The following is a 23,771-nucleotide window of genomic DNA, read 5'->3' on the forward strand; positions in this document are numbered from 1 at the left end:
CCGCCGGTTTTCCCCATGCCGCGGAATAAACCTCGGTCACACCGCTGCGGCCGACGTCTTGGTCTTGATGAAACTCGTCAGCTTCCTCCTGAGTTCCTGGTCAGCTCGCGCGAGCAATAAGGCCAGCACGATCGAGATGCCGGCCACCACGAGCGTCTGGACCACCGAGTTGAGCGCCCGGATCTCGAACGATTCGAACACCAGCCGATAGATCGGGAAATGGATCACGTAGAGCGGATACGAGAGCTCGCCCAGCACCTTGCAGATCCCCTGGCCGATGCCTTCTATGGACACGGAGCACAGCAACGCGACCGACAACGGAACGAGCGTCAGCGAATTAACGAAAGCCACCTTGGGATTGCCGATGGTGAAGCACGCCATCGCCGCGATGGTCACCATCGCGGTGAACAAGAGATGCGGCTTTTTAAACTGGAGCCCTGCCGAAAAGATGAAGACGCCGGCAAAGAATTCGGCAATGACACGCGGGAACCCGAGCAGGAAACTTTCAGCCCGCCAGCCCGGATTGATTTGCCGAAAGATTACCGTGCAGGCAATGAACGCAATGAATGCAAGCAGCGAATATTTGGCATTCGGCAGTTTGCGGAATTTGTACAGGTAAGCGGCAAAAACAACATTGACGAATAACTCGAAGAATAACGACCACGATGGATCGTTCAACGGAAAGGTTGCGCCTACGATTGAGTCCGTGCCAAAAGGCCAGCCGATATTATTGAAGTACGGCAGCCAGGCCGCGCCCAGCACGGTGGCTGTTGCGAGCTGCGTGCCCGATATTTGCGGCGTGCCGGTTTTTGCCATCGACAGCAACACGGCGCACACGCCGAGCGCCAGTCCCAGCAGGTAGAGCGGCGCTAGCCGGACGAGCCGCACGAAGGCAAACTCGCGAAACGACATTCCGTTCAGGATCTTCTTGCTGTAACTATGCGCGATCACGAAGCCGGACAGCACGAAGAACAGGTCGACCGCGACCCATGCCCCGCCGAACCAGTCCCAGCCCGTATGCTGCGTGTAGTGGTGAAGCATGACGGCGATTGCAGCAACACCTCTCAAGCCGTCAAGCAAATCGAACCTGGTGGACTTTATGGCGTTCATAGTGGCGGACCGTCATTATCGAGCGCCCAGTGTAGGGTGGAAAAAATGCAATCCGGACGCAGAAAAATATCCCTTTGGGTTGCTGTGCCGAGAAAATATTAGAAAATAATTCGATAAGGGTTTTTGTCGGCGGGAATAGATGATTTCAGATAGTCGTGATGCGATTAATCGAAACGATCCACCGGAATTGCTTCGTTTTTATGCTTTCATTTTAATTACTTCGCCAATCGCTCACGGTCGAGCAGGTACTAACGCTGATCCCCATTTCCATATCCACCTGCAGACGTGGTGTTCGAAGCGCGCGATTCCCGCCCGGTGTCCGCTTGTCCGCTAGGTCCGTCTTCTGGCGCGTCGACGCTATCCGCGCGTTACTCCATTCGTCATAGCCCGAATCGATGCGCATGCACGCCCGCCATTTTTGAGATGCGGGTGCGAAAGAGTGCGTTAGCGTCTCGCGTTTACCGTTAAAAAAACAGGAGACAAAAGGGATGCGCGTAGAACTGTTCAACTACGGACGTTACCGATACATGCTGTGCGGGCCCGGAGATTTGTCGCCAGATGAGCGATACGAAACGGAGCTTGATGCACTCAAAGCAGGGGCGAAACTGTTTGCGGATCGCAACGAAAGACATTGGGCGTCGCAACCTGAGTAGTGGCCAGGATTCGAACGTTTTTACAGAAATCCATGCCGTGGCATCTTTCCGGGCAATGGGAAGATAGCGCGCGTGAAGTCGCCACGTGTTTGTGCCGCTGTGTTCTCGACGGGTCGGTCGTGATTCTCCGCGCGGAACCCGCATACCTCGCGCATAGCGGCTTCGTTCCGACGCGTAAATATGCCGATGACTACGACGACGACTTAGCACAGCGTGGCAAAGCCTACGCGGAAAGGTCCGCAGCGCACGTCGCCGACTTTGCGAGCTATACGCGAGCAGTCGATGAACGCGTGCGAGCGTCGAAGATTGCGCTTACCCCGATCCGACACATCGAAACAATTGCCGAAGCAGGTGCGCGAAACCGTGCCGCGCGGGCTGCAAGTGAGGGGTTGGCGGCGCTTGCGTCATCCGTTGGGGCAATCGCTTCCGCTGTCGTGTCGTCGCTCCCATCTATCAATGTCTCACCCAATGACGAAGGCATTCCAGACCTTGGCGACGTGTCCGAGCTTGGCGCAGGCCGAACGCCGCTAGGCAATGCCGCGCCGTTTGAGTACATCGAGCGCGCGGCATCTGAGGTTACTGATACTGTTGCAGGGATCTTTCTCACACCCGCCGAGGAAGCTGAATGCATGTTTCAATACAACCTGGACATGGCAGAGTGCAGCGCCTATTGCTCGATGCAAAAATCATCTTGGGGCATGTGCTCTGATCGAGCGTCGCAACGCTTGGCGCGCTGTGTAACCGGAAAGGGGACTATGTAATGGATGCAAAGAAAGTATGCGTGCTGATTGCTTACGACGAGGACGGGCAAAAAATCACGACTTGCACCGTGGATCGCGCGGCGGTGCAATCGCTTATCGATCGTGCGCTCGTTATGGATTGGCCGTTAAGCGAAATCGGCTATGAACTCAACGACGAGTTCGCGCGGATGATTGGCGGGGTCGCTTTTAAGCTGTTGGCGACTCGCCAGCAAGGGCTGGCGAGCCTAATCACGGTAACCGAAGACCCAGAGTCGAAGGGTGGCCCGGCCAGCGTTTGAAACAAAGGTCTGCACCATGAAAACACCCCGCAAAGTTGGATCGATGTCCAACTTTGCGGGATCAGTTCAGCGTCCACCTACCCCTCAAATCGACTTCTGAAACGGCGCGCCGGAATGCTCGCGCAGCTCATTAAAAACTATCTTCGGCCAGGCCTTCTTCGCGACATCGATTTCGGAAACATGCGAAGCGAGATACGTCGGCGCATTTGACGCGTCGAGTGCAATGCGAGCCGCATACGCGTCGGTGAAGCGGCGCAATTCGGCGGCATCGTCACACGTCACCCACCGCGACATGCGATACCGCGCCGGCATGATCCGCACGTCCACCTTGTATTCCGCCGATAACCGGTGCGACACCACCTCGAACTGAAGCTGCCCGACCGCGCCCAGAATGGTCGACCCGCCAAGCACAGGACGGAAGACCTGGATCGCACCTTCATCGCCGAGTTGCCGCAGCGCTTCACCCAGCTGCTTCGCCCGGATCGGATCGACCACTTCCACCGTCTGGAAAATTTCAGGCGCAAAGAACGGCAAACCGACGAACTGCAGCAGTTCACCCTCGGTCAAGGTATCGCCGAGACTCAGCGTGCCATGATTCGGAATGCCGATGATATCGCCCGGGAACGCTTCACTCACTGTCTCACGGCGTTGCGACAGGAACGTCACCACGTTATTCGCGCGGAAGGTCTTGGCAGTGCGCGTCACCTTCAGCGCCATGCCGCGCTCGAAGTGCCCCGAGCACACGCGAATGAACGCCACGCGGTCGCGGTGCGCCAGGTCCATGTTCGCCTGCACCTTGAAGACCACGCCGGTGAAACGCGGCTCTTCCGGTAACACCGGACGTTGTACCGACATGCGCATGGACGGCGGCGGCGCGAGGTCGACAAGCGCGTCGAGAATTTCCTTCACGCCGAAGTTGTTGATCGCCGATCCGAACAAAACCGGCGACTGCTCGCCTGCGAGAAACGCAGCACGATCAAACGCGGGCGTGGCGCCCGTGATCAAATCGATTTCTTCTTTCGCGCGCGTCCAGCTCGGGCCGAAGCGACGCTCACCGTCAGCGTCGTCGAGCGCACGCACGGTTTCGACCGCGCCGCCGGCGGTATCCTGCCCGGCGCGGAATACTCGCACCTGATCGTGTGCGATGTCGTAGACGCCCTGGAATTCCTTGCCCATGCCAATAGGCCAGGTGAACGGCACAGCCGCCACACCCAGGTGCTGTTCAATTTCATCAAGCAGGTCGAGCGGTTGACGCACTTCACGGTCAAGCTTGTTGATGAACGTGAGGATGGGCGTGCGACGGCTGCGGCAGACTTCAAGCAGCTTGAGCGTCTGCGCTTCAACGCCGTTGGCGCCGTCGATCACCATCACGGCGGCATCCACCGCCGTCAGCACACGGTAGGTATCTTCGGAGAAGTCTTCGTGTCCCGGCGTATCGAGCAGGTTGATCACGCAATCGCCGTATTCGAACTGCATGACCGAGCTCGCGACCGAAATGCCGCGCTGCTTTTCGATTTCCATCCAGTCCGACGTCGCATAGCGGCTGCTTTTGCGCCCCTTCACGGTGCCTGCAATCTGGATCGCGCCCGAAAACAGCAGCAGTTTTTCGGTCAGCGTGGTCTTGCCCGCGTCAGGGTGGGAGATGACCGCGAAGGTGCGGCGCCGTTTGAGTTCGGAGAGTGACATCAGTACTGGAGAGAGCTGTGGGGGTTGAGCATTCGGGCGGGGAACGGCCCGAAAAAGCCGCGTGGTGTGGATGATACACGAGGGGGGTCTGCTCGCGCCGGGGCCGGCTCACCTGCACAAACCGGACGAAACGAAAAAAGCCCCGACTGATCGGGGCTCGTCTCGACAACGCTAAAACTTAAAGCTTGATAAAAGCTTAGGGCTTCGGTGCCGATGACGGGATCGTCGTAGCTGCTGCGGCGGCGTGCTTGTGATGCTTCTTATGGTGATGCTTCTTGGCCTTGTGCGTGGCGCTAGCCGGTGTTGCGGCGGCAGCCGTCGCGGCCGGAGCCGGAGCAGGTGCCGCGACAGGTGCCGAAGCTTGTGCGAATGCGCCAGCGGAGAACAAAGCGACGAGCGTCGCGGCAACGAGTTGCTTTTTCATGGCAGTGAGATCCTTGAGGTTGATGTCAACTACGCGGCGACGACGTCGCGTGTACCGGTTTAACGTCTCATCCCCAAGTGTGTTGACACGAACTCAAAGAAAAACCGATCACGGCCACACAATTTTTCCGTGAAGGATTCGTGCGGTTCACGCACAAAACCACACCCTGTACCACGTTTATGTCGCCGCGTGAAATTCAGCGTTGCTGCATAACGTTATTTGACAATTGATGTGGCCGCTCACTCGATCCGCGCGTCACGGCGTTCAAAGCGACGAGGTTGAAGTGGCTTCGGTTCCGCCACGTGGCCTAAGCCAGAGTCAACTCCGCTTCGCTTGCGGTGTCAGCACCACGCGGCCTTTTGTCCCCCGATATCTCCACCAGCCGTCCGCCCACCTTCAAAGCGCAGTGCTTTCATGATGGCTGCTCCGTTGTCATGTCCGCATTATTGCCGCGTCCGGCCGTGGCGAGAAGGTATCCGCCTGCGTGGAATCGTTGCGTCAGGTGGAAAGATGGACTGGAGATTCATGTGCGCTTGCGCTCTCGACCGCAAGCGGCGAAGTGCTGCGCGACTGGGCGATCAAAGGCCGCGGCCTTGTGTTGAAGGCGCCGTGGACGTAGAGGATGATTTGCGCGTGGGCAGGCTGATTGAGCGCCTTGCGCCCTACCACTGCGATGAAATCAAGCTATATGCGATGTTAGCGAATCGACGGCATTGGTCGCCGCGAGTGCGGGTCTTTCTTGATTTTTTCTTGATTGCGTAAAAGAGACGCCCGGTGAAAAAAGCTCTGCGTGAAGCGCACGGCTGCAAAGTTCGGTTGCAACATGAGCGCGATTTACACTTCAGCCTGAGCGCATTCTCAGAACCTTAGCTGGACGCGAGGGGCATCCACGGGTCGTTGCCGGTCGCCGGATACATGAGCGAAACCTGTTTGCTCACGCGAACGATTTCATGGATGTTATCCCTGAAATTCGGACTCTTTTCGTAGCTGATAAAACCAGCGTCCGCAACGGCGGACAATGTCAGCAGCGCGAAAGCGATGCGCTCGACGATCATAAAGCGGCGGGACATTTCCAAAGTTCCTTGAGTCTTTCACTTTGAGAATTATAAGGGTTTTCACCTATCTTTTACCAGCCAAAATTGGGCGCTGGTGACGGAAAACGACACCGTCAGACGCACCGCTTACGAAAATATTGCCTCTTTTCATCACATGAAAAGCCCGCCTTAATTTCGTCGCTGTATTGTCATTGTCTTCGTCGCTGCATTGCAGTTGAACAGGATCAGGAAGGAGCAATTACCGCTTATGGCAGTCGAAGCCGGGCACAGCGCCATGGCGCAATTCCCGCCGGAGGGCTTGAAAACGGAGCGTGTCGTGCTGCGCCCGGCGAGCAGTCAATACACCGGCGCGCTGCTGATCTACCGGCTCGCCAATCGCGCGCACCTCGATCACTGGGAGCCGCTGCGCGAAGACGCTTTCTTCACCATGCAAGCCGCGAACGAACGCATGGCGTTAATGGAAACCGCGATGGCTGCCGGCACGGCGCTGCATTTGCTGATTTTCTCGAATGAACGGCGCCAGACGCTGATTGGCGACTGCCACTTCACCAACATCGTGCGGGGGCCGTTTCAGGCGTGCCATCTCGGCTATTCCATCGATCAGCATTACGAGGGACGCGGGCTGATGCGCGAGGCGCTTGCCGCGGCGCTGGGTTTTATCTTCGATGCCTACGGGCTGCATCGCGTCATGGCGAGTTATCGGCCGGAGAACGATCGCAGCGCGCGTCTGCTGGCGCGGCTTGGATTCGAGCATGAAGGGCTGGCCAAGGCGTATCTCAAGATCGACGGGCAATGGGCGGATCACGTGCTGACCTCGCTGGTGAACCCGAAAGATTGAGCGTGGAAAGGCGGTAGAGCAAACCACCGGTGGATTATGCGTTTAGCCAGTTTTCAACTTTAACCCCAGGATAGTGCGCGAAGTTGCGTTCGTTGTTGGTAACCAGAGTTACGTCTAACGCACGGGCATGCGCCGCGATCAGCTTGTCGAGATGATCTTTTTTCCGTTCGCGTGTGGCTTCCCGGATAGGGCCGTAGGCGGTCGCTGCTGCAGCGTCGAACGGCATCACTCGAATGTCTTGTGTCAGCGCCGCAAGATTGCGCTTTTCGCGCTTTGGATTAGCTGAAATCGCCACACCGTATTCGAGTTCGGCAAACGTGATAGCAGACATGACCACGTCGCCGAAATAACATTTTGCAAAACGACGAGCAACTTGCTCGGGTTGGTTCTTCATCAGATAAAGGCAAATATTGGTGTCGAGCATATAAAGCGGCATTACAAATCCTCGCGGTCCCTCTGCTCGTGTTCATCACGACCGTCTACTGTGAAATCCGGCCCGAATTTCGCAAAGGTTTTCAGCACGCCCGCCAGAGATCGACGTATCGGCCGAATCCTCAATTCGTCACCGACACGTTCGATATCAACCTCCATGTCCATACGGTCGAAAGCCAGTTCTGCTGGAATGCGCACGGCCTGCGAATTTCCATTGCGGAAAACCTTGGTAGTGGGCATAACGGACATCCTTGTGTGTACATTGGATGTACTATAGACGCAAAAGCCTTCAATGTAAATACACGTGTGTACAACATCTCCTCAGGTTTATGCTTCCCCGGACACCCGCACCAGCACCTTGCCGAAATTACGGCCATCGATCATGTCGAGGAACGCCTGCGGCGCGTTCTCCAGGCCCACGGTGACATCCTCCAGGTGCTTCACCTGACCCGCACGCAAAAACCCGCCGACGTCACGCAGGAAAGCGTCGCGATACTCAGGCAAAAACTCATAGTTGATATAACCGCGCACCGTCAGGCTGCGCGTAAGAATCGCGCGCATGGTCGCAGCGAGGCCATCGTCGGCATCAGCATTTTTACCCGACGTCTGCGCCATCAATCCGCAGACGGGAACGCGGCCGTACTGATTGAGCAAAGGCAGCACAGCCTTCCACACCGCGCCGCCAATGTTCTCGAAATAGACGTCGATACCTTTGGGACACGCGTTCGCCAACTGATCGGCGAAGTCGGGCGCGCGATGGTCAATGGCGGCATCGAAGCCAAGTTCGTCCACCACATAAGCGCACTTCTTCGCACCGCCGGCAATGCCCACCACGCGCGCTCCCGCGATCTTGGCGAGCTGACCGACGAGCGAGCCCACGGGGCCGCTCGCCGCACCGACCACGACCGTCTCGCCTTGCTTCGGTTTGCCGATCGCCGCCATGCCGGAATAAGCCGTAAAGCCCGGCATGCCGAGCACCCCCAGATAAGCGCGCGTGGCAATACCGTCTGCGGATAGCGGGCTCAGGTCGCTGGCATTCGCCGCGGCGTGGCTGACCCATCCCGCGTTCACGAGCACCTGGGCGCCGGCCGGGAGTGTTGTGTTGTTCGATTCGATTACGGTCGCCACGCCCTCGCCGGGCATCGGCTCTCCGATCTGCGCGGGTTTCGCGTACGAACGCGCGTCATTCATGCGGCCACGCATGTACGGATCGAGTGACAGGTAGTCGACGCGCAACAAGACCTGCCCTTCCCCGGGCACCGGCATGGGCACGTCTTCAAGGCGAAAATCAGAGAGCGCGGCGCGGCCGCCGGTGGGACGCGAGGCCAACACGATTTGTCGAGCGGTAGCTGAGGTCATGTGGTTTCTCCAGGATTCATCGTGGGGAAACTGAGCATATACGTGCTTGCGAAATCGCGCTTTGCCGTCCGGTCAGACGCGGGTGATTCCGCTTGATTCGCTTGATTCGCCTACGTCAGCGACGCGATGAGAGCATCGATTTCCGCGGTATCCGGCGACGTCGCAGGCCCGTAGCGCGTCACGGCAATCGCCGCCGCCGCGTTCGCGCGACGAGCCGCCGTTCGTGCGTCGGCGCCGGTCGCAAGGGCGGCCAGGAATACGCCGGCGTGAGCATCGCCGGCACCATTGCTGTCGACTGCTTTTACCGCGAAACCCGGCACACGGTCGCGTGTTCCGCCCACGCGCAGATGACAACCGGATGCGCTATCGCGCACGATGGCAAGTGCGCCGGTTCTCAATCGCGCGATGATCGAGTCGAACGCTGCGTCGAAATTGTCGGTATTGGCGAAACGTAACGCTTCCACACGGTTGCTCGTCCAGATCGATACAACGGCCAGCATGCGCGCGAGCAACGTTGCGTCGATAGCATCGACAAGCGGTCCCGGATCAAAGGCCACGCGCGTTCCGGAAGGCAGATGTTCAAGCCAGTCGACGAGCACCGCCCCCTTCTCCGGAAGCATCAGGCTATACCCGCTTACATAGACAATGTCTTTCGCGTTCAGCGAGAGAGCGTCAAGTACGTGCCGCTCGAGCACGCTTTCCGCGCCCATGTACGAGACGAACGTGCGCTCGGCGGAAGCATCGACCATGGCGACGCACAAGCCGGTGTCCCGGTCCGCCACTTCCGGCCCCGCTATCTCCACGCCTTCCTGCGTCAACGTCTCGCGCACCATGTCGCCGAAACGCCCATGCCCATGACCGCCCGGATACACCACGCGCATGCCGCTGCGCCGTGCCGCCGCCATCACGTTGAAACCGCCGCCTACCTGGAAGCTTGCGTTGTGTGCGAGCGCGTCGCCGCCGGGCGGGGGCAGCGTATCGATCTGCATGACCAGGTCGACAATCACCTGCCCCGTATGAATCAATCTTGCTGCCTGCTGTGAGTCTCTTTGCGTCATGCTGTCTTCCAACGTTTAGCCGTACCGCGTGCCCCGCCCAATATTGCGTACACGCCTGCTGCCACGACGAACGTCACGATCCATCCAAGGCCATTGTGTCCTAACCAGGAGTCCGCGAATATGCCGTGGATTGCGCCCGTGGAGAGGAAGCAAAAACCGAGCACGATCGCCAGCGCCCACGCGCCGAATGGCCGCCATTCAATGCCGCCTTTGTACCAGTACGCGCTGCGCGGGGAGACATCGAGCAAGTCGGCCGGGGAATATTCCTGGCGATGAATCAGATCCACCACGAAGATACCAACCCACGCCGTGATAGGCACCGCCAGCAGCGAAATGAAGCCAATGAACGGACCGTAGAAGCTGCCGGCGATCAACATGAAGTAGATCGAGCCCGTAAAGATCACCACGACGTCGACCACCACCGCCTGCACCCGCTTCACCTTCAGGCCAAGCGTGAGTGTCGTCAAACCAGCCGAATACACGGACAGGTAGTTGGACAGCAGCAAACCGCCGAACGCTGTGATCAGGTACGGAATAGCCATCCACGTAGGCAGCATTTCGCGGATCGCGGCGATCGGGTCCGTGGCCGACGCGAGATGATCGTTGCCAACCGAGAGCAGCGCGCCAAGCGTGACGAGAAGAATCAGCGGAATGCCCGCGCCAAAGGCAGCGGATGCGACCAGCGCCGGCCCCTTGACCGTAGGCGCCTGATACCGCGACATGTCGGCGCCTGCGTTAGCCCAGCCAATCCCCGTCCCCGCTGCGATCGTGCCAATGCCGATGATGACGGCGCTCAACGGCGCAGGCGCCGTGTTGAAAACCGCATGCCAGTCAATCTTCATCGCGAGAAAACCGGCCACCAGCAGGTTGAGCACGCCGAAGACATAGGTGGACCATTTCTGGATCACGAGCAGCGTAGCGTGGCCGAGTCCCGACACGATCAACGTCAGCACCACGAACACGGCGATGAACACAAGCGTCAGCACCGGCGCGTTCCTGGCTTCCGCGGGCGTGCCGAACACAATGGTTGCGAGCGACAGCAGCACGTACGCGGCCGTGGTCGTGTTGACGGTCTCCCAGCCGAGCCGCGACAGCAGCGAGACGATGGTCGGCCCAATGTTGCCGCGTACGCCGAAGATCGCACGCGACAACGTGAGACTCGGCGCATGCCCGCGCCGCCCGGCGATCGAGATCACGCCGACGATCGCAAACGATCCCGCCGCGCCGATTACGGCGACAAGCGCCGCCTGCCAGAACGCGAGATGCTGGAAAGCCACCAGCGTCGCGCCGAGCGGCAATCCGAGGATGCTGATGTTGGCGGCGAACCAGACCCAGAAAAGCTGCAGCGGATGCCCATGACATTCGCCTTCCGGTACAGGTTCGATACCACGCGTCTCGACTCGGCGAGCGCTGTTTGACGTGCGTGACGAAGCCATCTGAGTCCGATCTCCAGATTAAGGGGTGCTACGGGGTACTGCGGAAAATGCGGAAAATACGTTAAGCGCGTCAGGAAGCGGCGGCGCGCAGTCCAAGCAAACGGTCGAGCAGCGGCTCGAGATCAAGCGAATTCACGCGCCGAATGGTCTCGACGGCGCCGGCCGGCAGCGCGTCATAACCCGCGCACGCGCCGAGGATCGCGCCGAGCATGGCGGCGATCGTGTCGGTGTCCCCGCCCAGGCTTGCTGCAGCCCCCAGGGCGGCTTCGATCGAGCTGCCTCGACCATGCAGATCGAAAGCCAGCGCGAAGGTCGCCACGACCGATTCCTGCGATGCCACCGACGTACCGATCACGTCGTAGATCGTGTCCGCCACCTCGTGCCCGGCGCAGTTGCGCATCAGTTCGCGTGCATGGCGGATGCGCGGCGCAATGCGGCCGCCCGCGACCCAGAACCCGCGGCTTTCGGCGGTCTCGGCCATCGCAATACCAGCTTCCAGCGCTTCAATCAGGCTCGCGCCGTTCAATCCGGCCGATACCGCTGCCGCCACCGCCGCCGCGCTCGAAATCCCGAGCGTGGTGTTATGCGTCACGACACACGACTGCACTACGGCATCGATAAACACATCGCGGCGGCGCAGGTCGAATGCAATCCCGACCGGCGTCACGCGCATGGCCGCGCCGTTGGTCGTACCGAAACGGCCTGTGCGCAGCGGGTCTTCACCGGCGGCAATGCGCTCGATTGCCTGTTTCGTCGAGGGTCCGAGCAAGTCGAGCGAACCGCGCGCCTTCATGGACGCTTCCCATTCGATCAACGCATGCGCAAACGCCATTGGCTCGATCTTGCCGTGGCCGTCGGCGAGCAGATGCGCAACGAGGACCGCCTGTTCCGTGTCGTCGGTGATGGAGCCAGCCCGGAGACCCGGCGCGATTGGTTGATCCGGAAATGCGTTTTCCAGCTTCTCGATCCGTCCGAACTGTTCGACGATGCGCTCGCGGCTAAGTGACTGGGTCGGCATGCCGAACGCGTCGCCGAGTGCAAGACCGTAGAAGGCGCCGCGTGCGCGATCCGCCAGCGTGGGGTGATTCGAAAGCAAAGACGAAGACATCAGAATTCCAGGTGTAGTGCAAAAAAAGCCGGGTCCAGCAAGCTCACGACGTACTCGATAATCCGCTCCTCCCGGTCCCGCGTGAGCCGCCGGGAACGCAGGAACGAGGTGCCGGCGCGACGCTTGAGCAGGCGTGCATCGGCAGCTTCCAGGCCGACCACTTCGGCCCATTGCTCACCGTGATGCGGCACCATGCCGTGCTCGATCAGCGTCCGGTTCAGCGAGCCGCCTACGAGCCCTTCCAGCGGCAACGCGGCGAGGTCGTCGCTGAACGGCAAGCGGCTGCGTTCAAGCGAAATGCATTGTGCTTCGGCGTCAGCGCCGATCACGCGCATCCGGTCGATCGCCACGAACGTCGCGCGCTCAAGCTTCAATTCTTGCGCAAGCGTCTCGTCTTCAACCAGCGCAATCTGCAGCAAACGGGTCTGCGCGTGGCCACCCACTTTTTCTATGGCCGTGGTCCAGCCGAGCGTCCCGTCAATCGCCTTGCCGTTGAACGTCACAAACGAGCCGATACCACCCTTGCGCGTGATCAAGCCGCCGCTGGTGAGCAGGTCGAGCCCCTTGCGAACCGTGTTACGGCTGACCGCGAAACGCTCGACCAGCTCGTTCTCGCTTTCCAGTTGCTGCCCGAACGGCAGACGCCCGGTGAGGATCTCCTGCTCGATCGTGGCGGCAACCATATGTGCCTTCGAGCGCCCGACCTCTGCGGTTTTTACTGCTCGTTTAACCATGCTGCGACTCCTGTGCCGATGAGAATTGGAAGGTCCAGTCTCTGCAAAAGCACAAGTATGCACATGTTTTTCGAAAAAGCGATGCACGAAACCTCACTGAAAGCTTCGGGCGCCTGCACGGCCTCAACCCTGGCTGCTTGTTCCTTTTATGAACCTTTAAAAAGTACATGTAGGAACATGTACAGAATTTAAGGCGTCATATTGCTATGGTCAAGCGGGAATTGATGAGGGGAAACCCTTGGGGACGGGGCGAGGCAAGGCACAGGGCGGGCGGGTTGTGAGGAAAGAGCCGGTCGCGGCTCTTTCCTTTTTCTTGCGGCTCTTTCCTTTTTCTTATTACCGGGCTTTAGCGGGCGTGCGCCCCCTCTCACGCAAGTGTGCAACGCCCTCGTGTATCGGGAAGGTGTCTTGCGTCCCGTCCCGAAACCGCAAGGACACCGTCTCGTCACGCTGGTCGCGCGCGCCCACCGTGATAAATACGGGGATCCGCTGTTCGCGTGCATCGACGATCTTTCGTTCAAGCCGTTCAGGCCTGTCGTCGAACACCGCCCTTAGCCCCGCTTCATCCAGCAGGTCCATCACGCGTTGTCCATAAGCCGCGCTGGCATCCGATACCGTTGCGACCGTCACCTGATCCGGCGCAAGCCACAGGGGCAGCCAACCTTCATGATGTTCGAGGAGCATCGCGATAAACCGTTCCATGCTGCCAAGGACCGCGTGGTGAATCATCACTGGCCGCACATGCTCGTTCTCGAACGAAACGAAGCTTGCATCAAGACGATCCGGCAAGACGAAATCAAGCTGGATCGTCCCGCACTGCCAGCTACGGTCGCGGCTATCCGTGAGATGGAATTCAAGCTTCGGGCCGTAGAAAGCCCCTTCCCCCGGACGTACATCGAACGTCAGGCCGGCGGAAACCGCGGCCTTCGCAAGCGCCTCTTCCGCGCGATCCCAGACGGCGTCGTCGCCAGCTCGCTGCTCCGGACGCGTAGCCAGTTGCACACGGAACGTCGAGAAGCCAAGGTCGGCATAGACCACGCGAAGCAAGTCGCAAAACTGCCCTAACTCGGCCTTCACCTGATCTTCCGTGCAGAAGACATGAGCGTCGTCTTGCGTGAAAGCGCGCGTGCGTTTCAATCCTTCGAGTGACCCGGAAGGTTCGTCGCGATGGCACGCGCCAAACTCGCTGTATCGGATCGGCAAGTCCCGATAAGAACGAATCCGTTGATTGAAAATCTGCACATGACACGGACAACTCATGGGTTTCAGGCAATAAGGCTGGCTTTCATGAGCTTCGTCACGAGCCTCATCCTGACTGCCGTTCACCGAGTACATGGCAGCCTGAAATTTATCCCAATGTCCGCTGCGCTCCCAGAGCGAACGCGCCAGCAGTTGCGGCGTACGCACCTCGCGAAACCCCGCGCCGCGCATTCGACGCCGGATGTAATCCTCCACCACGCGATAAAGCTCCCACCCACGCGGATGCCAGAACACCATTCCAGGTCCTTCGTCCTGCTGATGAAACAGGTTCAGCTTGTTGCCCAACTGCCGATGATCGATATTGCCCACAATGCTCTCCGTTAAATTCAAGGGCCTTGACGGACAGGGAGAGCCGTAAACACAAAAGGCCCCGTCCGTTTCCGGCGGGGCCTTCTGAAAAACGCACCTCGATACCTTATCGCGCACGGCCTCCAGACGACCCGCCTGAGAAGGGGGTCGTGGTGGTGGCGGTGGTGAGGGCGAAGAAATGTGAGTTCATGCAGCAAACAATAAAGGGCTTTAGGGCTCGCCGTCAATATCGATATTGAAAAACAGTGAATTGCCAGTCGAGTGTTGTGCGGCAGACTGCGGGTCTCGGGTCACGCACCTTCATTGGTGGATCTCTAAGTAAAGTGCCGAGACCATGAAGTCGTCCGGCCTGGTTGATTAGCCGCCGAATGTCTTCACCGGCACCCAGCTGCCTTTTTCAACCTTGAACAGCGTGGTTTTTGGGTTCTTCAAATCGCCGAACTCGTTAAATTCGACCGTGCCCAGCACACCCTGGAAAGACAGCTTGGCAATTGCGGGGCCGAACAACTTCGGGTCGGTAGAGTCGGCCGCCTTGATGGCATTCACGATGACCCAGACGTCGTTATACGCAAACGGTGCAAAGCCGATTGGGTCGGTCCCGTACTTGCTGCGAAAGCGTGAGAGGAATGCCTTGCCCTGCGGAAGTTGACTCAGCATGACGCCCTGCTCGAAGGCGTACATGCCTTCAGAGGCATCGCCGGCGCGGGAGATGAAATTCTTGTTGACATAGGTCGCCCCAGCCAACAGCACCCCCCGGTAGTCCAACTGGCGAGCTTGCTTGACGACCAGCGCGCCTTCGCCACCCAGGCACGCGACAAACACCAGGTCGGCGTTCTGCGCACGGATGTGGGTGAGGATCGCCTTGAAATCGGTGGCTTGGTCGTTGGTGTATTCGCGGTCTATTACCTCAGCGCCCTGCGCTTTGACGGCTGCTTCAAATTCGTCGGCCAGGCCCGAACCGTAGGCGGTACGATCATCGATGATGGCGATGCGCTTGGCGTGGAGAGTCTGAACCGAATACTCCGCCGCCGCTCCAGCAACCGTGTTGTCGGTGCCGTAGGGGCGAAACATAAGCTTGAAACCCTGGTGGGTGACACTCGGATTGGACGCTGCCGGAATGATCTGCGGAATCCCGCCACGGTTGTAGACTGAGGACGCCGCCAGCGTGGTGCCCGAATTGAAGTGCCCGACCACGGCGGCGACGTTCGCATCGACAAACCGTTGTGCGACTTGCACCGCCATCTTAGGATCAGCCTGATCGTCCTGGGAATCGAGCGTGAGTTGCAACGGCTTGCCATCGATCACGATGTTGGCCGCATTGGCCTCGTCGATAGCCAGACGGGCGCCCATTTCCAGATCCTTGCCGAAGTTCGCGGATGCACCCGTCAAAGGACCAGCGAAGCCGATCTGAACGGGGCTGTTTTGAGCAAGCACCACGTTTGCGATCGCTGCGAAACCCAGCATTGTCAGGGCTCGCAGCGCCATTCGCAAAGCCGAGTCTAGTCTTGCCATTTTTAACTCCCTTTCAAGTTGCGTGCGCGTGACATTGCGTTGCATGACATGTGCTATTCAAGGGAATGTAGCATGGCCATTAACAAGCAAAAAATTGATAGCATCGCTAAATTAAAGATGTGTTGACTCAATTCGAACGGCGTGGAGCGGCATGCAAAGGACCATTTGTCCGGACAGGTAATCCGGATTTTTAAGTGGAGCGCTTGTAGCAGTCAAGCTGCCGACTGGATCGCTGTCAGAATTGCGAATAGACCTCATCCGGCGTCTGGCCAGACAGACTCGAATGGGGTCGTTTCTGATTGCAAGGGGTCAGGGAATTGCGCGTGCGTGCGTCCGTCGATTCCGGTTCGTCACCTACTCGGCTTAGTCAGCCACTTTTCCGTTTAACGAGCTGTCGGATTCTCTAGCATCGCCTCTTGGCAGCGAGGGCGACGAGGTGTTGTTGCATGAGCGAACTCGCGCTATGGACATCAGTTTATGGACGACAAAAATACGTGGATATCGATATATATTTGCCCTCAGCAACAATAAAAATGATCGCGCGCGGAATGAAATCCCTCCGGCTTCACGTCAAGTCATTAAAGTTGATGGAGCAGGAAAGGCAGTCGATTTCGGGATCGGCGCCAGGCGCGATGCCGCTGCCGCCAAGGCCTTCTTCGCGAAGGCGATCACACAAGCCGGGGGATGGCTCCCGAAACCACTACGCTGAACGGCGACGCAGCGTCTCGCCGTGCGGTTATTGAAGAACAGCAATCACCCAAGCGAAGCGAACCCGGACGTGTAAAAAACACGTACCGGGTTCGCGATGGCTCATCTGCCAAGCCTGTCCGCTGCTACCTCTGCTGCTACCTCAGGCCAGCACCGTCACTGGCGCGAGCGCGGCCGGATCGCTGATGCTGGGCCGGCCATTTTCAACGTGGCCGGCAAGACGGCGCGAGAACGTGGGGTCATCGTTGCTGGAGACGCTCAGGTCGTACCAGTGATGGCTCGCACCCAGAATCCACTGCCCTTGAATGGATCCCAGCGCGGGCACCAACACCGGACGCGGCTGTGCACCGTAGGCGTTATCGACCACCGACAAGCGCGCAATGCCGCGACCCCGGTTTGTGAACGTCAGGACCACATTACCGTTTGCGACATCGTATTTCGCCGCCACTTCGGGAACAGCCGGCGGGTTCGACACACTGCCGCTGCCCGGGGGCGTCAACGTACCGGCAAACTCGCGCACGAATCCGTTCGGACCATAGACCGTGAACGCATAGATGCCCGCCGTCACGTTGATGTCGAAGCTGTCGCGCAAGGTCTTGCCCGCTTCGACCGTATAGCCCCACGGACCGTCGGTGCGGTTCGTTGAATAGACATAAAAGTGCGCGCCCTGCGACCCGGTGTTGGCGAAATAAAGCGTCAGTTGCTTGTTGCTCGCGTCAAGACTGCTTTGTACATACAACTCATAGGGCAGCGCACGAGCGAAGCGCGTGCCGGGTTCCTGCGGAACAATCGGGCCGGGCACGGCCGGCACCGTCGGCGCCGGTTGCGTCGCGCATTGATTGTCCGCGATCGTCTTGTAGTTGCTCGTGTCGGGCAGCGGCGGCATCTGTGCATCGGGCGTGCGGAAATCGAAGGCCGTGGTCAGGTCGCCGCATACCGCGCGACGCCACGGCGTAATGTTCGGCTCCATCACCCCAAAGCGCGTTTCGATAAAACGAATCACCGACGTGTGGTCGAACACTTGCGAGCAAACGAAACCGCCCTTGGTCCACGGTGAAACAACCGTCATGGGCACGCGCGGGCCGAGGCCGTACGGCAGGCCGTCGGCGGTATAGCTGCCGCCCCGTCCCGGATTGACGACCGTATGGAGTTCGCCGTCGGTGGTCACCGTCGACAAGCCTTGCGCCCGCGACATGGGCGGCTGCGGCGGCACGAGGTGATCGAAGAAACCGTCGTTCTCGTCGTACATGATGAACAGGACCGTCTTGCTCCAGACCTCGGGGTTGGACGTTAGCGCATCAAGGATCTGCGACGTGTATTCGGCCCCGTAAGCCGGCGTGTATTTCGGATGCTCCGAGTACGCAGCGGGCGGACACAACCACGATACCTGCGGCAAGTTGTTCGCCAGCACGTCGGCCTTCAGGTCATCGATCGTGCGCACTGCATTCGCGCGCAACTGCAGTGAAGAGCCTTGCGGCGCATTGATGATGTTCGCGAAATTCTGCAGGACGTTGGTGCCGTAGTTGCCGTTCAGCGGGTCTGCGCCGGTCAGCCCTTGCTGGTAGATCTGCCACGAGATACCGGCAGCTTCCAGACGTTCCGGATAAGTTGTCCACGAGAGCAACTGATATTGCGGCGGACCGTCGCCGTCCACAAAGTCGTTGTTGTCGAGCAGCGGGCCGCCTTGCGTGCCGGTCGGGTCGACCATCCCCGTCATCAGGTACGCGCGGTTCGGATGCGTCGGGCCGGGCAGCGAGCAGAAGTAGGCGTCGCAGACGGTGAAAGCATCGGCGAGCGCGTAATGAAACGGAATGTCGCGGCGCAGGTAATAACCCATCGTCATGTCCGTCTTGTACGCGGGCCACTGGTCATAACGGCCGTTGTTGATCGCGTAGTGCGTCGGGTACCACGAATGATCCAGATCGCCAACGCACTGCGCGCTGGTGGTCGCCGTATTCAGATGGAACGGCAGCACCGGTTTCGTCGCATCTTCCTTCGACGGCTGGAACCATACCGGCTGGCCGCTGGGCAGCGGGATCGGGAAGCGGTCGTTGTATCCGCGTACGCCCCGCATGTGGCCGAAGTAGTGATCGAATGAACGGTTCTCCTGCATGAACACGACAATGTGTTCAATGTCGTTGATCGATCCGGTGCGCCGCGACGCCGGAATGGCGAGCGCTTTACGAATCGACTCAGGGAACACCGTCAGCGCGGCGGCGGCGCCGGCTGAAGTAGCAACAGTCTGCAGGAAACGGCGGCGGCTATTCAATGTCATTTTGATTCACCTCGTTGCGTCATGATAAATGCGGCAATGCCGTCCCGGTCGAAGGACTCGATCAGGATGGGGATCTGATTCACTGGAGAGCGTTGCTTCTTAGCCTGGTTTCTCAGCGTCACTCGGACGCGTCAGGCGCGGAGTGAAGGACGGGTGTGACCTGCTGCGCATCCGCCGCGAGGCTGGCTTGCGCGACAGCGACGGGACTGCTCGCGGCCTCGCTTTCGGTGGGTGCGGCCAGCACCAGCGGCTCGACGGCGCTGGCCGGCAACGAGGCATTGGCAGAAGCCTGGGTGGCACTGACGCTCGCCTGATCGTCTGGTCCGCAGGCGGCGAGCGCCAGCGTTGCTAGTGCCAATATCGCGGTTCGTCTCATGATGTCTCCGCTTCTCCGCTTGGTCCGAAGGTACGCGCAAACGTTTTCGTTGCATCGCGGACGCTAGTCTGAAGACGCTTCAAGAAAGTTTCGTGAAATATCTGGTAAGGCTCGGTGAGATATCGCGAGGCCCGAAAACCTGTCGATTAGCTTACATCCTGCATATTGGGAAATCATGAACTAGTTGCATAGCGAATTACTTTCTCTTACAGTATGTCCATGTTCGATCACTGCATTTACTTCAACACAACGGCACTTGCGCGAAGTCTCGAGCGCGAGTGGGCGAACGCGTACAAGGCATTTGGCCTGACTCCGCCGCAGGGATTCATGCTGCGCGCGGTGCTGGCGAAGCCTGGCATCGTGCAAAGCGAGTTGGCCTCTGAACTCGCCATTTCACGATCCACTGCAACGCGAACGCTGGACGGTTTGCAGAAGTTGATGTTCATCGAACGCCGGCTTACCGCATCCGACGGACGTGAGACCGCGATTCATCCCACTGGGGAGGCGTTACGAATCAAGGACTCGTTGAACGCTGCAAGTGCCGCGGTCACCAAGCGTTTGAAGGCTGAGTTGGGTGAGGAACGCTTTGCGACCACGGTCGCAAGCGTGAAAGATGCACGGACGAGCCTCGACTGATTTTTTTCCTAAATAGTTGTATAGCGAACTAATTGGAGGTGTGAAATGCCGATTTTGAACGTGAAGGTAAGCATCAAAAAATCGCCCGAAGCAGTTACGGCCATTTCGGACATGTTGCTTGAACTGACCTCCGGCATTCTGGGCAAAAAGCGCGAGGTGACGGCTATCGCCATTCAGTTCATTGATCCGGATAGCTGGGTGATCGGTGGCCGGCTGCTAAGCGAGCAGCACAAATCAAGCTTCTATTTCGACATAAAGATCACCGACGAAACGAATACGAAGGACGAGAAGGCGCGGTATATTGCGGCCGTTTATGAAGGCTTCGGCAGGATCCTGGGCGATCTGCATGAAGAGAGCTATATCCACGTTGAAGATGTCCGGGCAGCTTCGTATGGGTACGGCGGGCGCACGCAGGAATACCGCTACCATCATTGAGCTTTTACTCGCACCGGCGGACCGCTGGTCCCGCCGGCGCGAGCGAAGATCACCCATGTCCCGCGGGCGTCGTCACATCGCCCTCCGAACCGTCGGCAAACGGGTGCGAACCCGGTTCGTAGAACAGCGCAAACAACTCCGATTGCGAACCAATGCCGAGCTTCGAATAAATATGCTTCTTGTGCGCGCGGACCGTCTCGAACGAAATGGTCAGCTTCTCCGCAATCGCACGCGATGAGAACCCGCTCAGCGACAACATGGCGACTTCAATCTCACGCGCTGTCAATGCACCGCGCCCACTCTTTTCAGTAAGCGCACCGAACCGCGCAGGCAGATCATGCTGTCCACCCTCCGCAGTCTCGGACGCCCCCGCCGCCACGCCAAAATTTTCATATCGCAAGCGCTGCTGCATCAACGCAAGAACCCACGGTGAGAACAACGTGAGCAACGCCACTTCACGCTCGTCGTAACGGCGCATATTGCCGAGTGAAAATCCCATGGTGTGATTGGCGTCGATCACAACATTGAAGTGCACTTCGTCGCCGACAATGTTTTTCCTGAAGTAGCGCTGGTAGTACTCGGTCATCTTGAAGTTGTCGGGCGCGACATCGGCAAGCGTGTAGAAACCCGAGACACGCTGCTCAAACGCTGCCAGATAAAACGGATCGAGCTGATAAAGCGCCGCCAGATAGTCCTGGAACAACAGGTCGGTCTTGCCGTCAGGCAATGCCTGTTCAGCGCAGACCAGCGGCGGTCCATTGCGGGCAAAACGCAGCGCGACCCAACTGTCGAAGCTGATATGCCGCTCGAGCACCCGCGTGAGGCGAGCCCAGAAATGCGGCCCGTCCAGTGCGTCGATGGCTGAACCGATCTCCCGATGAAATGCGAGATCATGCCATTGAAACTCCATCGTCTCCTCCGGTAAGGGTAACCCTGGTGGGTAATTCCTGGACAAAAATAATGCCTCGATAATAGTCCGGACGAAAACGTAGGCCACCGAATAGTGGCACTGAAAGGTATCTGGAAGGAGACGGATTTAATGCATGCAGAACTCGCACAACTTGCGCTGATCGACGGTGATGTCGGGCACAACACGCGCAAGGTCATCGAAACAATCGGCCACGCCGATGTTGCCGGGGGAACGAAGCTGATCGTGTTCCCCGAAGCAACGCTGTCCGGTTTTCCAACGCGCGAAAACATCCCGGACGTCGCGCAGCCGATCGATGGTCCCGCACTAACGGCCGTGCGCGAGGCTGCACGGCGCGCCGGCGTATCGGTCGCGGTGGGGCTGGCCGAACGCGAAGGCGCGCGATTTTACAACACGACCGTATTGGTCGATGACAAAGGCGAAATTGCGCTGCGTTATAGGAAAACGCACCTGTGGGCGTCGGACGTGGGTGTATTCACGCCGGGCGACCGGTTCGAAACCTGCTTGTGGAACGGCCTCACGGTCGGACTGCTGATCTGCTACGACATCGAGTTCCCCGAGACCGCCCGTGCAGTCGCCGCCCTCGATGCCGACCTGCTGATCGTCACCAACGGCAACATGGATCCGTTCGGCCCGGTGCATCGGCGAGCCATTACCGCACGCGCAATGGAGAACCAGATGTTCGCGCTCATGGTGAACCGCTGCGGCACAGGTGACGACAACCTCACCTTCCCCGGCGAATCCGCGCTGGTCGACCCCTTCGGAGAGATTGTCGATGCGGCTGGCGCGCAGGAAACGCTGCTAGGCGTGGATATCGACCTCAAGCGGCTGGAGGCCAGCCGTGAGCACTATCGTTACCTGAACGATGCACGCGTGCCGCTCGGCCTCACGCCGGTCGACAACGCAAACGGATCACGCGCGCTTGTGATCGAAGAACGCCGACGTCGTATCGACTGAAGTTTTCAGCAGTTCCGTAGCACATGAATCGTCCGGAGCCCGCGCTCCGGACGCGCCCGCCCACGCCTGTCGAAAGTCCCGGAGACATCATGCAAGACTCATCCGTAGCCGCGCAGTCGCATCTGAAACGTACACTCGGCTTGCCGTCCGTATTGTTGTTCGGCCTCGCTTATATGGCGCCGCTGATCGTATATGGCACCTATGGCGTGCTCGCCAAGGCAAGCGACGACACCGCCGCCCTCGCTTATTTGCTGGCCCTGGTTGCCATCGCCTTCACGGCGCTGAGCTACGGCAAGCTTGCCAGGCTCTACCCGGTGGCCGGCTCCGCTTATACCTACACACGCAAGACCTTCAGTGCGCACCTGGGCTTCCTGGTCGGCTGGGCGACGCTGCTCGACTACTTCTTCCTGCCCATGGTGATCTGGCTGATCGGCGCGGCTTACCTGAACGCCGCGTTCCCGACCGTGCCCACCTGGATCTGGATCGTCGCGTTCATCGTCCTGACGAGTGCGCTGAATATTGTGGGGATTGAACTGGCCGCGCGCTTCAACATTGTGTTGATGGTCGTGCAACTGGCCATTGTCGGTTTGTTTGTCGCGCTGTGCTGGCACTATGCATCGGCTGCGGCAGGTCCTGGTGGTATTGCGTTGGCGGAACCGTTCTTCAAAGGACACGTGCCGTTCGCCTCGACCATGGCCGGCGCCGCCATTGCCGCGTATTCGTACCTCGGCTTCGACGCGGTGTCCACGCTCACCGAAGAGACCATCGACCCGAAGAAGAACATGCCGCGCGCCATCTTGTGGATCGCGTTGATAGGCGGTGCGATTTTTGTCGTGGCCGCTTACACGATGCAGCTTGCGCACCCCGGTGTGGAATTCAAGGACACCGATTCGGCCGCGTTCGAAGTCGCCAAGATGATTGGCGGTGATATCTTCGTGACCGTCTTTTTGGCCGGCCTGATCCTCGCGCAGTTTGCATCGGGCATCTCTGCACAAGCCAGCGTCGGGCGTCTGCTATATGCCATGGGCCGCGATGAAATCCTGCCCAAGCGTGTGTTTGGCTTCATCCATCCGAAGTTCAAGACGCCGGCGATCAACATCGCGATTGCGGGTATTGTGGGTTTGATCGCATTGAAACTCGACGTCGCGACTTCAACGTCGTTCATCAACTTCGGCGCATTCCTCGCGTTCACCGCCGTCAATCTTTGCGTGATCAGGATTTATTTCTCGGGCAATCATGGCGACAAGAAAATTGGCGTGATCGGCGGGCTGGTGTTTCCGCTGATTGGTGCGGTCGCGGATGTCTGGCTGCTGGCGAGCCTTGAGAAGACCGCGCTTGTGTTAGGCGCCATCTGGTTCGTGATCGGGCTCGTGTACCTGTGCTGGATCACGCGTTTGTTCCGCCAGCCGCCGCCGGAAGTGGCGGTTTAAAGCGGGAGTCGAT

At 59.1% G+C, this 23,771-nt stretch carries 24 protein-coding genes and 1 pseudogene; 9 read left to right on the top strand and 16 right to left on the bottom strand.

What is annotated here, in order from left to right:
- Window positions 1-36: 36 nt before the first annotated feature.
- Window positions 37-1,110, bottom strand: coding sequence for an acyltransferase family protein (locus AWB69_RS11550; RefSeq protein ID WP_062085035.1), 1,074 nt, complete (start codon window positions 1,108-1,110; stop codon window positions 37-39).
- A 242-nt stretch (window positions 1,111-1,352) separates the two neighbouring features.
- Here AWB69_RS11550 and AWB69_RS50760 point away from each other — a divergent pair.
- The 3 genes and pseudogenes from AWB69_RS50760 to AWB69_RS11560 all read left to right on the top strand — a co-directional run.
- Window positions 1,353-1,496 (top strand): annotated as a pseudogene (locus AWB69_RS50760) (helix-turn-helix transcriptional regulator); the annotation flags it as partial.
- A gap of 299 nt (window positions 1,497-1,795) precedes the next feature.
- Window positions 1,796-2,524, top strand: coding sequence for a hypothetical protein (locus AWB69_RS11555; RefSeq protein WP_062085036.1), 729 nt, complete (start codon window positions 1,796-1,798; stop codon window positions 2,522-2,524).
- Window positions 2,524-2,802: a hypothetical protein gene (locus AWB69_RS11560; RefSeq protein ID WP_062085037.1), complete on the top strand. Its 279-nt coding sequence runs from the start codon at window positions 2,524-2,526 to the stop codon at window positions 2,800-2,802. Before AWB69_RS11555 ends, AWB69_RS11560 begins: the two co-directional genes overlap by 1 nt.
- A gap of 84 nt (window positions 2,803-2,886) precedes the next feature.
- Here the strand turns inward: AWB69_RS11560 and AWB69_RS11565 are convergent, their stop codons facing one another.
- The 3 genes from AWB69_RS11565 to AWB69_RS11580 all read right to left on the bottom strand — a co-directional run bounded on the left by AWB69_RS11565 (window position 2,887) and on the right by AWB69_RS11580 (window position 5,982).
- Window positions 2,887-4,488, bottom strand: a complete 1,602-nt coding sequence (locus tag AWB69_RS11565) for a peptide chain release factor 3 (protein WP_062085038.1) — start codon at window positions 4,486-4,488, stop codon at window positions 2,887-2,889.
- Window positions 4,489-4,684: 196 nt separating this feature from the next.
- The gene (locus AWB69_RS11570) at window positions 4,685-4,912 is read right to left on the bottom strand and encodes a hypothetical protein (RefSeq protein WP_062085039.1); all 228 of its coding nucleotides are present in this window, start codon (window positions 4,910-4,912) and stop codon (window positions 4,685-4,687) included.
- Between the two features lie 866 nt (window positions 4,913-5,778).
- Window positions 5,779-5,982 (bottom strand): hypothetical protein, encoded by a 204-nt coding sequence (locus tag AWB69_RS11580; protein WP_062085041.1) that lies wholly within the window; start codon window positions 5,980-5,982, stop codon window positions 5,779-5,781.
- Between the two features lie 232 nt (window positions 5,983-6,214).
- On the opposite strand from AWB69_RS11580, the gene AWB69_RS11585 reads away from it, so the two are divergent.
- Entirely contained in the window at window positions 6,215-6,805 is a 591-nt protein-coding gene (locus AWB69_RS11585) for a GNAT family N-acetyltransferase (protein WP_231937069.1), read from the top strand.
- Window positions 6,806-6,839: 34 nt separating this feature from the next.
- On the opposite strand, the gene AWB69_RS11590 is transcribed toward AWB69_RS11585, so the two are convergent.
- From AWB69_RS11590 to AWB69_RS11630, 9 genes are all read right to left on the bottom strand, one after another.
- Window positions 6,840-7,241 (bottom strand): type II toxin-antitoxin system VapC family toxin, encoded by a 402-nt coding sequence (locus AWB69_RS11590; RefSeq protein ID WP_062085042.1) that lies wholly within the window; start codon window positions 7,239-7,241, stop codon window positions 6,840-6,842.
- Window positions 7,241-7,477, bottom strand: coding sequence for an antitoxin (locus AWB69_RS11595; protein WP_062085043.1), 237 nt, complete (start codon window positions 7,475-7,477; stop codon window positions 7,241-7,243). The genes AWB69_RS11590 and AWB69_RS11595 overlap by 1 nt, the downstream gene beginning before the upstream one ends.
- An 87-nt stretch (window positions 7,478-7,564) precedes the next feature.
- Entirely contained in the window at window positions 7,565-8,596 is a 1,032-nt protein-coding gene (locus tag AWB69_RS11600) for an NADP-dependent oxidoreductase (protein ID WP_062085044.1), read from the bottom strand.
- A 110-nt stretch (window positions 8,597-8,706) separates the two neighbouring features.
- Window positions 8,707-9,654, bottom strand: coding sequence for a PfkB family carbohydrate kinase (locus AWB69_RS11605; RefSeq protein WP_062085045.1), 948 nt, complete (start codon window positions 9,652-9,654; stop codon window positions 8,707-8,709).
- Complete coding sequence (locus AWB69_RS11610; RefSeq protein WP_062085046.1) at window positions 9,651-11,090, bottom strand: purine-cytosine permease family protein; 1,440 nt, start codon at window positions 11,088-11,090, stop codon at window positions 9,651-9,653. Before AWB69_RS11610 ends, AWB69_RS11605 begins: the two co-directional genes overlap by 4 nt.
- Window positions 11,091-11,160: 70 nt before the next feature.
- Window positions 11,161-12,198, bottom strand: coding sequence for an ADP-ribosylglycohydrolase family protein (locus AWB69_RS11615; protein WP_062085047.1), 1,038 nt, complete (start codon window positions 12,196-12,198; stop codon window positions 11,161-11,163).
- Window positions 12,198-12,932, bottom strand: coding sequence for a GntR family transcriptional regulator (locus AWB69_RS11620; protein WP_062085048.1), 735 nt, complete (start codon window positions 12,930-12,932; stop codon window positions 12,198-12,200). The genes AWB69_RS11615 and AWB69_RS11620 overlap by 1 nt, the downstream gene beginning before the upstream one ends.
- Before the next feature lie 336 nt (window positions 12,933-13,268).
- The gene (gene thrS / locus AWB69_RS11625; protein ID WP_062085049.1) at window positions 13,269-14,501 is read right to left on the bottom strand and encodes a threonine--tRNA ligase; all 1,233 of its coding nucleotides are present in this window, start codon (window positions 14,499-14,501) and stop codon (window positions 13,269-13,271) included.
- A gap of 357 nt (window positions 14,502-14,858) precedes the next feature.
- Entirely contained in the window at window positions 14,859-16,058 is a 1,200-nt protein-coding gene (locus AWB69_RS11630; RefSeq protein ID WP_082913353.1) for a branched-chain amino acid ABC transporter substrate-binding protein, read from the bottom strand.
- A gap of 418 nt (window positions 16,059-16,476) precedes the next feature.
- Here AWB69_RS11630 and AWB69_RS47600 point away from each other — a divergent pair, with 418 nt between their 5' ends.
- Entirely contained in the window at window positions 16,477-16,722 is a 246-nt protein-coding gene (locus tag AWB69_RS47600) for a hypothetical protein (protein ID WP_156528815.1), read from the top strand.
- Window positions 16,723-16,863: 141 nt separating this feature from the next.
- Here AWB69_RS47600 and AWB69_RS11635 read toward each other — a convergent pair whose 3' ends face one another.
- Together AWB69_RS11635 and AWB69_RS11640 are read right to left on the bottom strand one after the other, a co-directional pair.
- Entirely contained in the window at window positions 16,864-18,996 is a 2,133-nt protein-coding gene (locus AWB69_RS11635) for a phosphocholine-specific phospholipase C (protein WP_062085051.1), read from the bottom strand.
- Window positions 18,997-19,114: 118 nt separating this feature from the next.
- Window positions 19,115-19,372 (bottom strand): hypothetical protein, encoded by a 258-nt coding sequence (locus AWB69_RS11640; RefSeq protein WP_062085052.1) that lies wholly within the window; start codon window positions 19,370-19,372, stop codon window positions 19,115-19,117.
- 219 nt (window positions 19,373-19,591) lie between these two features.
- Here AWB69_RS11640 and AWB69_RS11645 point away from each other — a divergent pair, with 219 nt between their 5' ends.
- Window positions 19,592-20,008, top strand: coding sequence for a MarR family winged helix-turn-helix transcriptional regulator (locus tag AWB69_RS11645; protein WP_062085103.1), 417 nt, complete (start codon window positions 19,592-19,594; stop codon window positions 20,006-20,008).
- 45 nt (window positions 20,009-20,053) lie between these two features.
- Complete coding sequence (locus tag AWB69_RS11650) at window positions 20,054-20,443, top strand: tautomerase family protein (protein WP_062085053.1); 390 nt, start codon at window positions 20,054-20,056, stop codon at window positions 20,441-20,443.
- Between the two features lie 49 nt (window positions 20,444-20,492).
- On the opposite strand, the gene AWB69_RS11655 is transcribed toward AWB69_RS11650, so the two are convergent.
- Complete coding sequence (locus AWB69_RS11655; protein ID WP_062085054.1) at window positions 20,493-21,353, bottom strand: response regulator transcription factor; 861 nt, start codon at window positions 21,351-21,353, stop codon at window positions 20,493-20,495.
- Window positions 21,354-21,482: 129 nt separating this feature from the next.
- On the opposite strand from AWB69_RS11655, the gene AWB69_RS11660 reads away from it, so the two are divergent.
- Together AWB69_RS11660 and AWB69_RS11665 are read left to right on the top strand one after the other, a co-directional pair.
- Window positions 21,483-22,328: a carbon-nitrogen hydrolase family protein gene (locus AWB69_RS11660; protein WP_062085055.1), complete on the top strand. Its 846-nt coding sequence runs from the start codon at window positions 21,483-21,485 to the stop codon at window positions 22,326-22,328.
- An 89-nt stretch (window positions 22,329-22,417) separates the two neighbouring features.
- Window positions 22,418-23,758 (top strand): APC family permease, encoded by a 1,341-nt coding sequence (locus AWB69_RS11665; RefSeq protein WP_062085056.1) that lies wholly within the window; start codon window positions 22,418-22,420, stop codon window positions 23,756-23,758.
- The last annotated feature ends 13 nt before the right edge of the window (window positions 23,759-23,771 follow it).

The sequence above is a fragment of the Caballeronia udeis genome, from assembly GCF_001544555.2.
Classification (GTDB): Bacteria; Pseudomonadota; Gammaproteobacteria; order Burkholderiales; family Burkholderiaceae; genus Caballeronia; species Caballeronia udeis.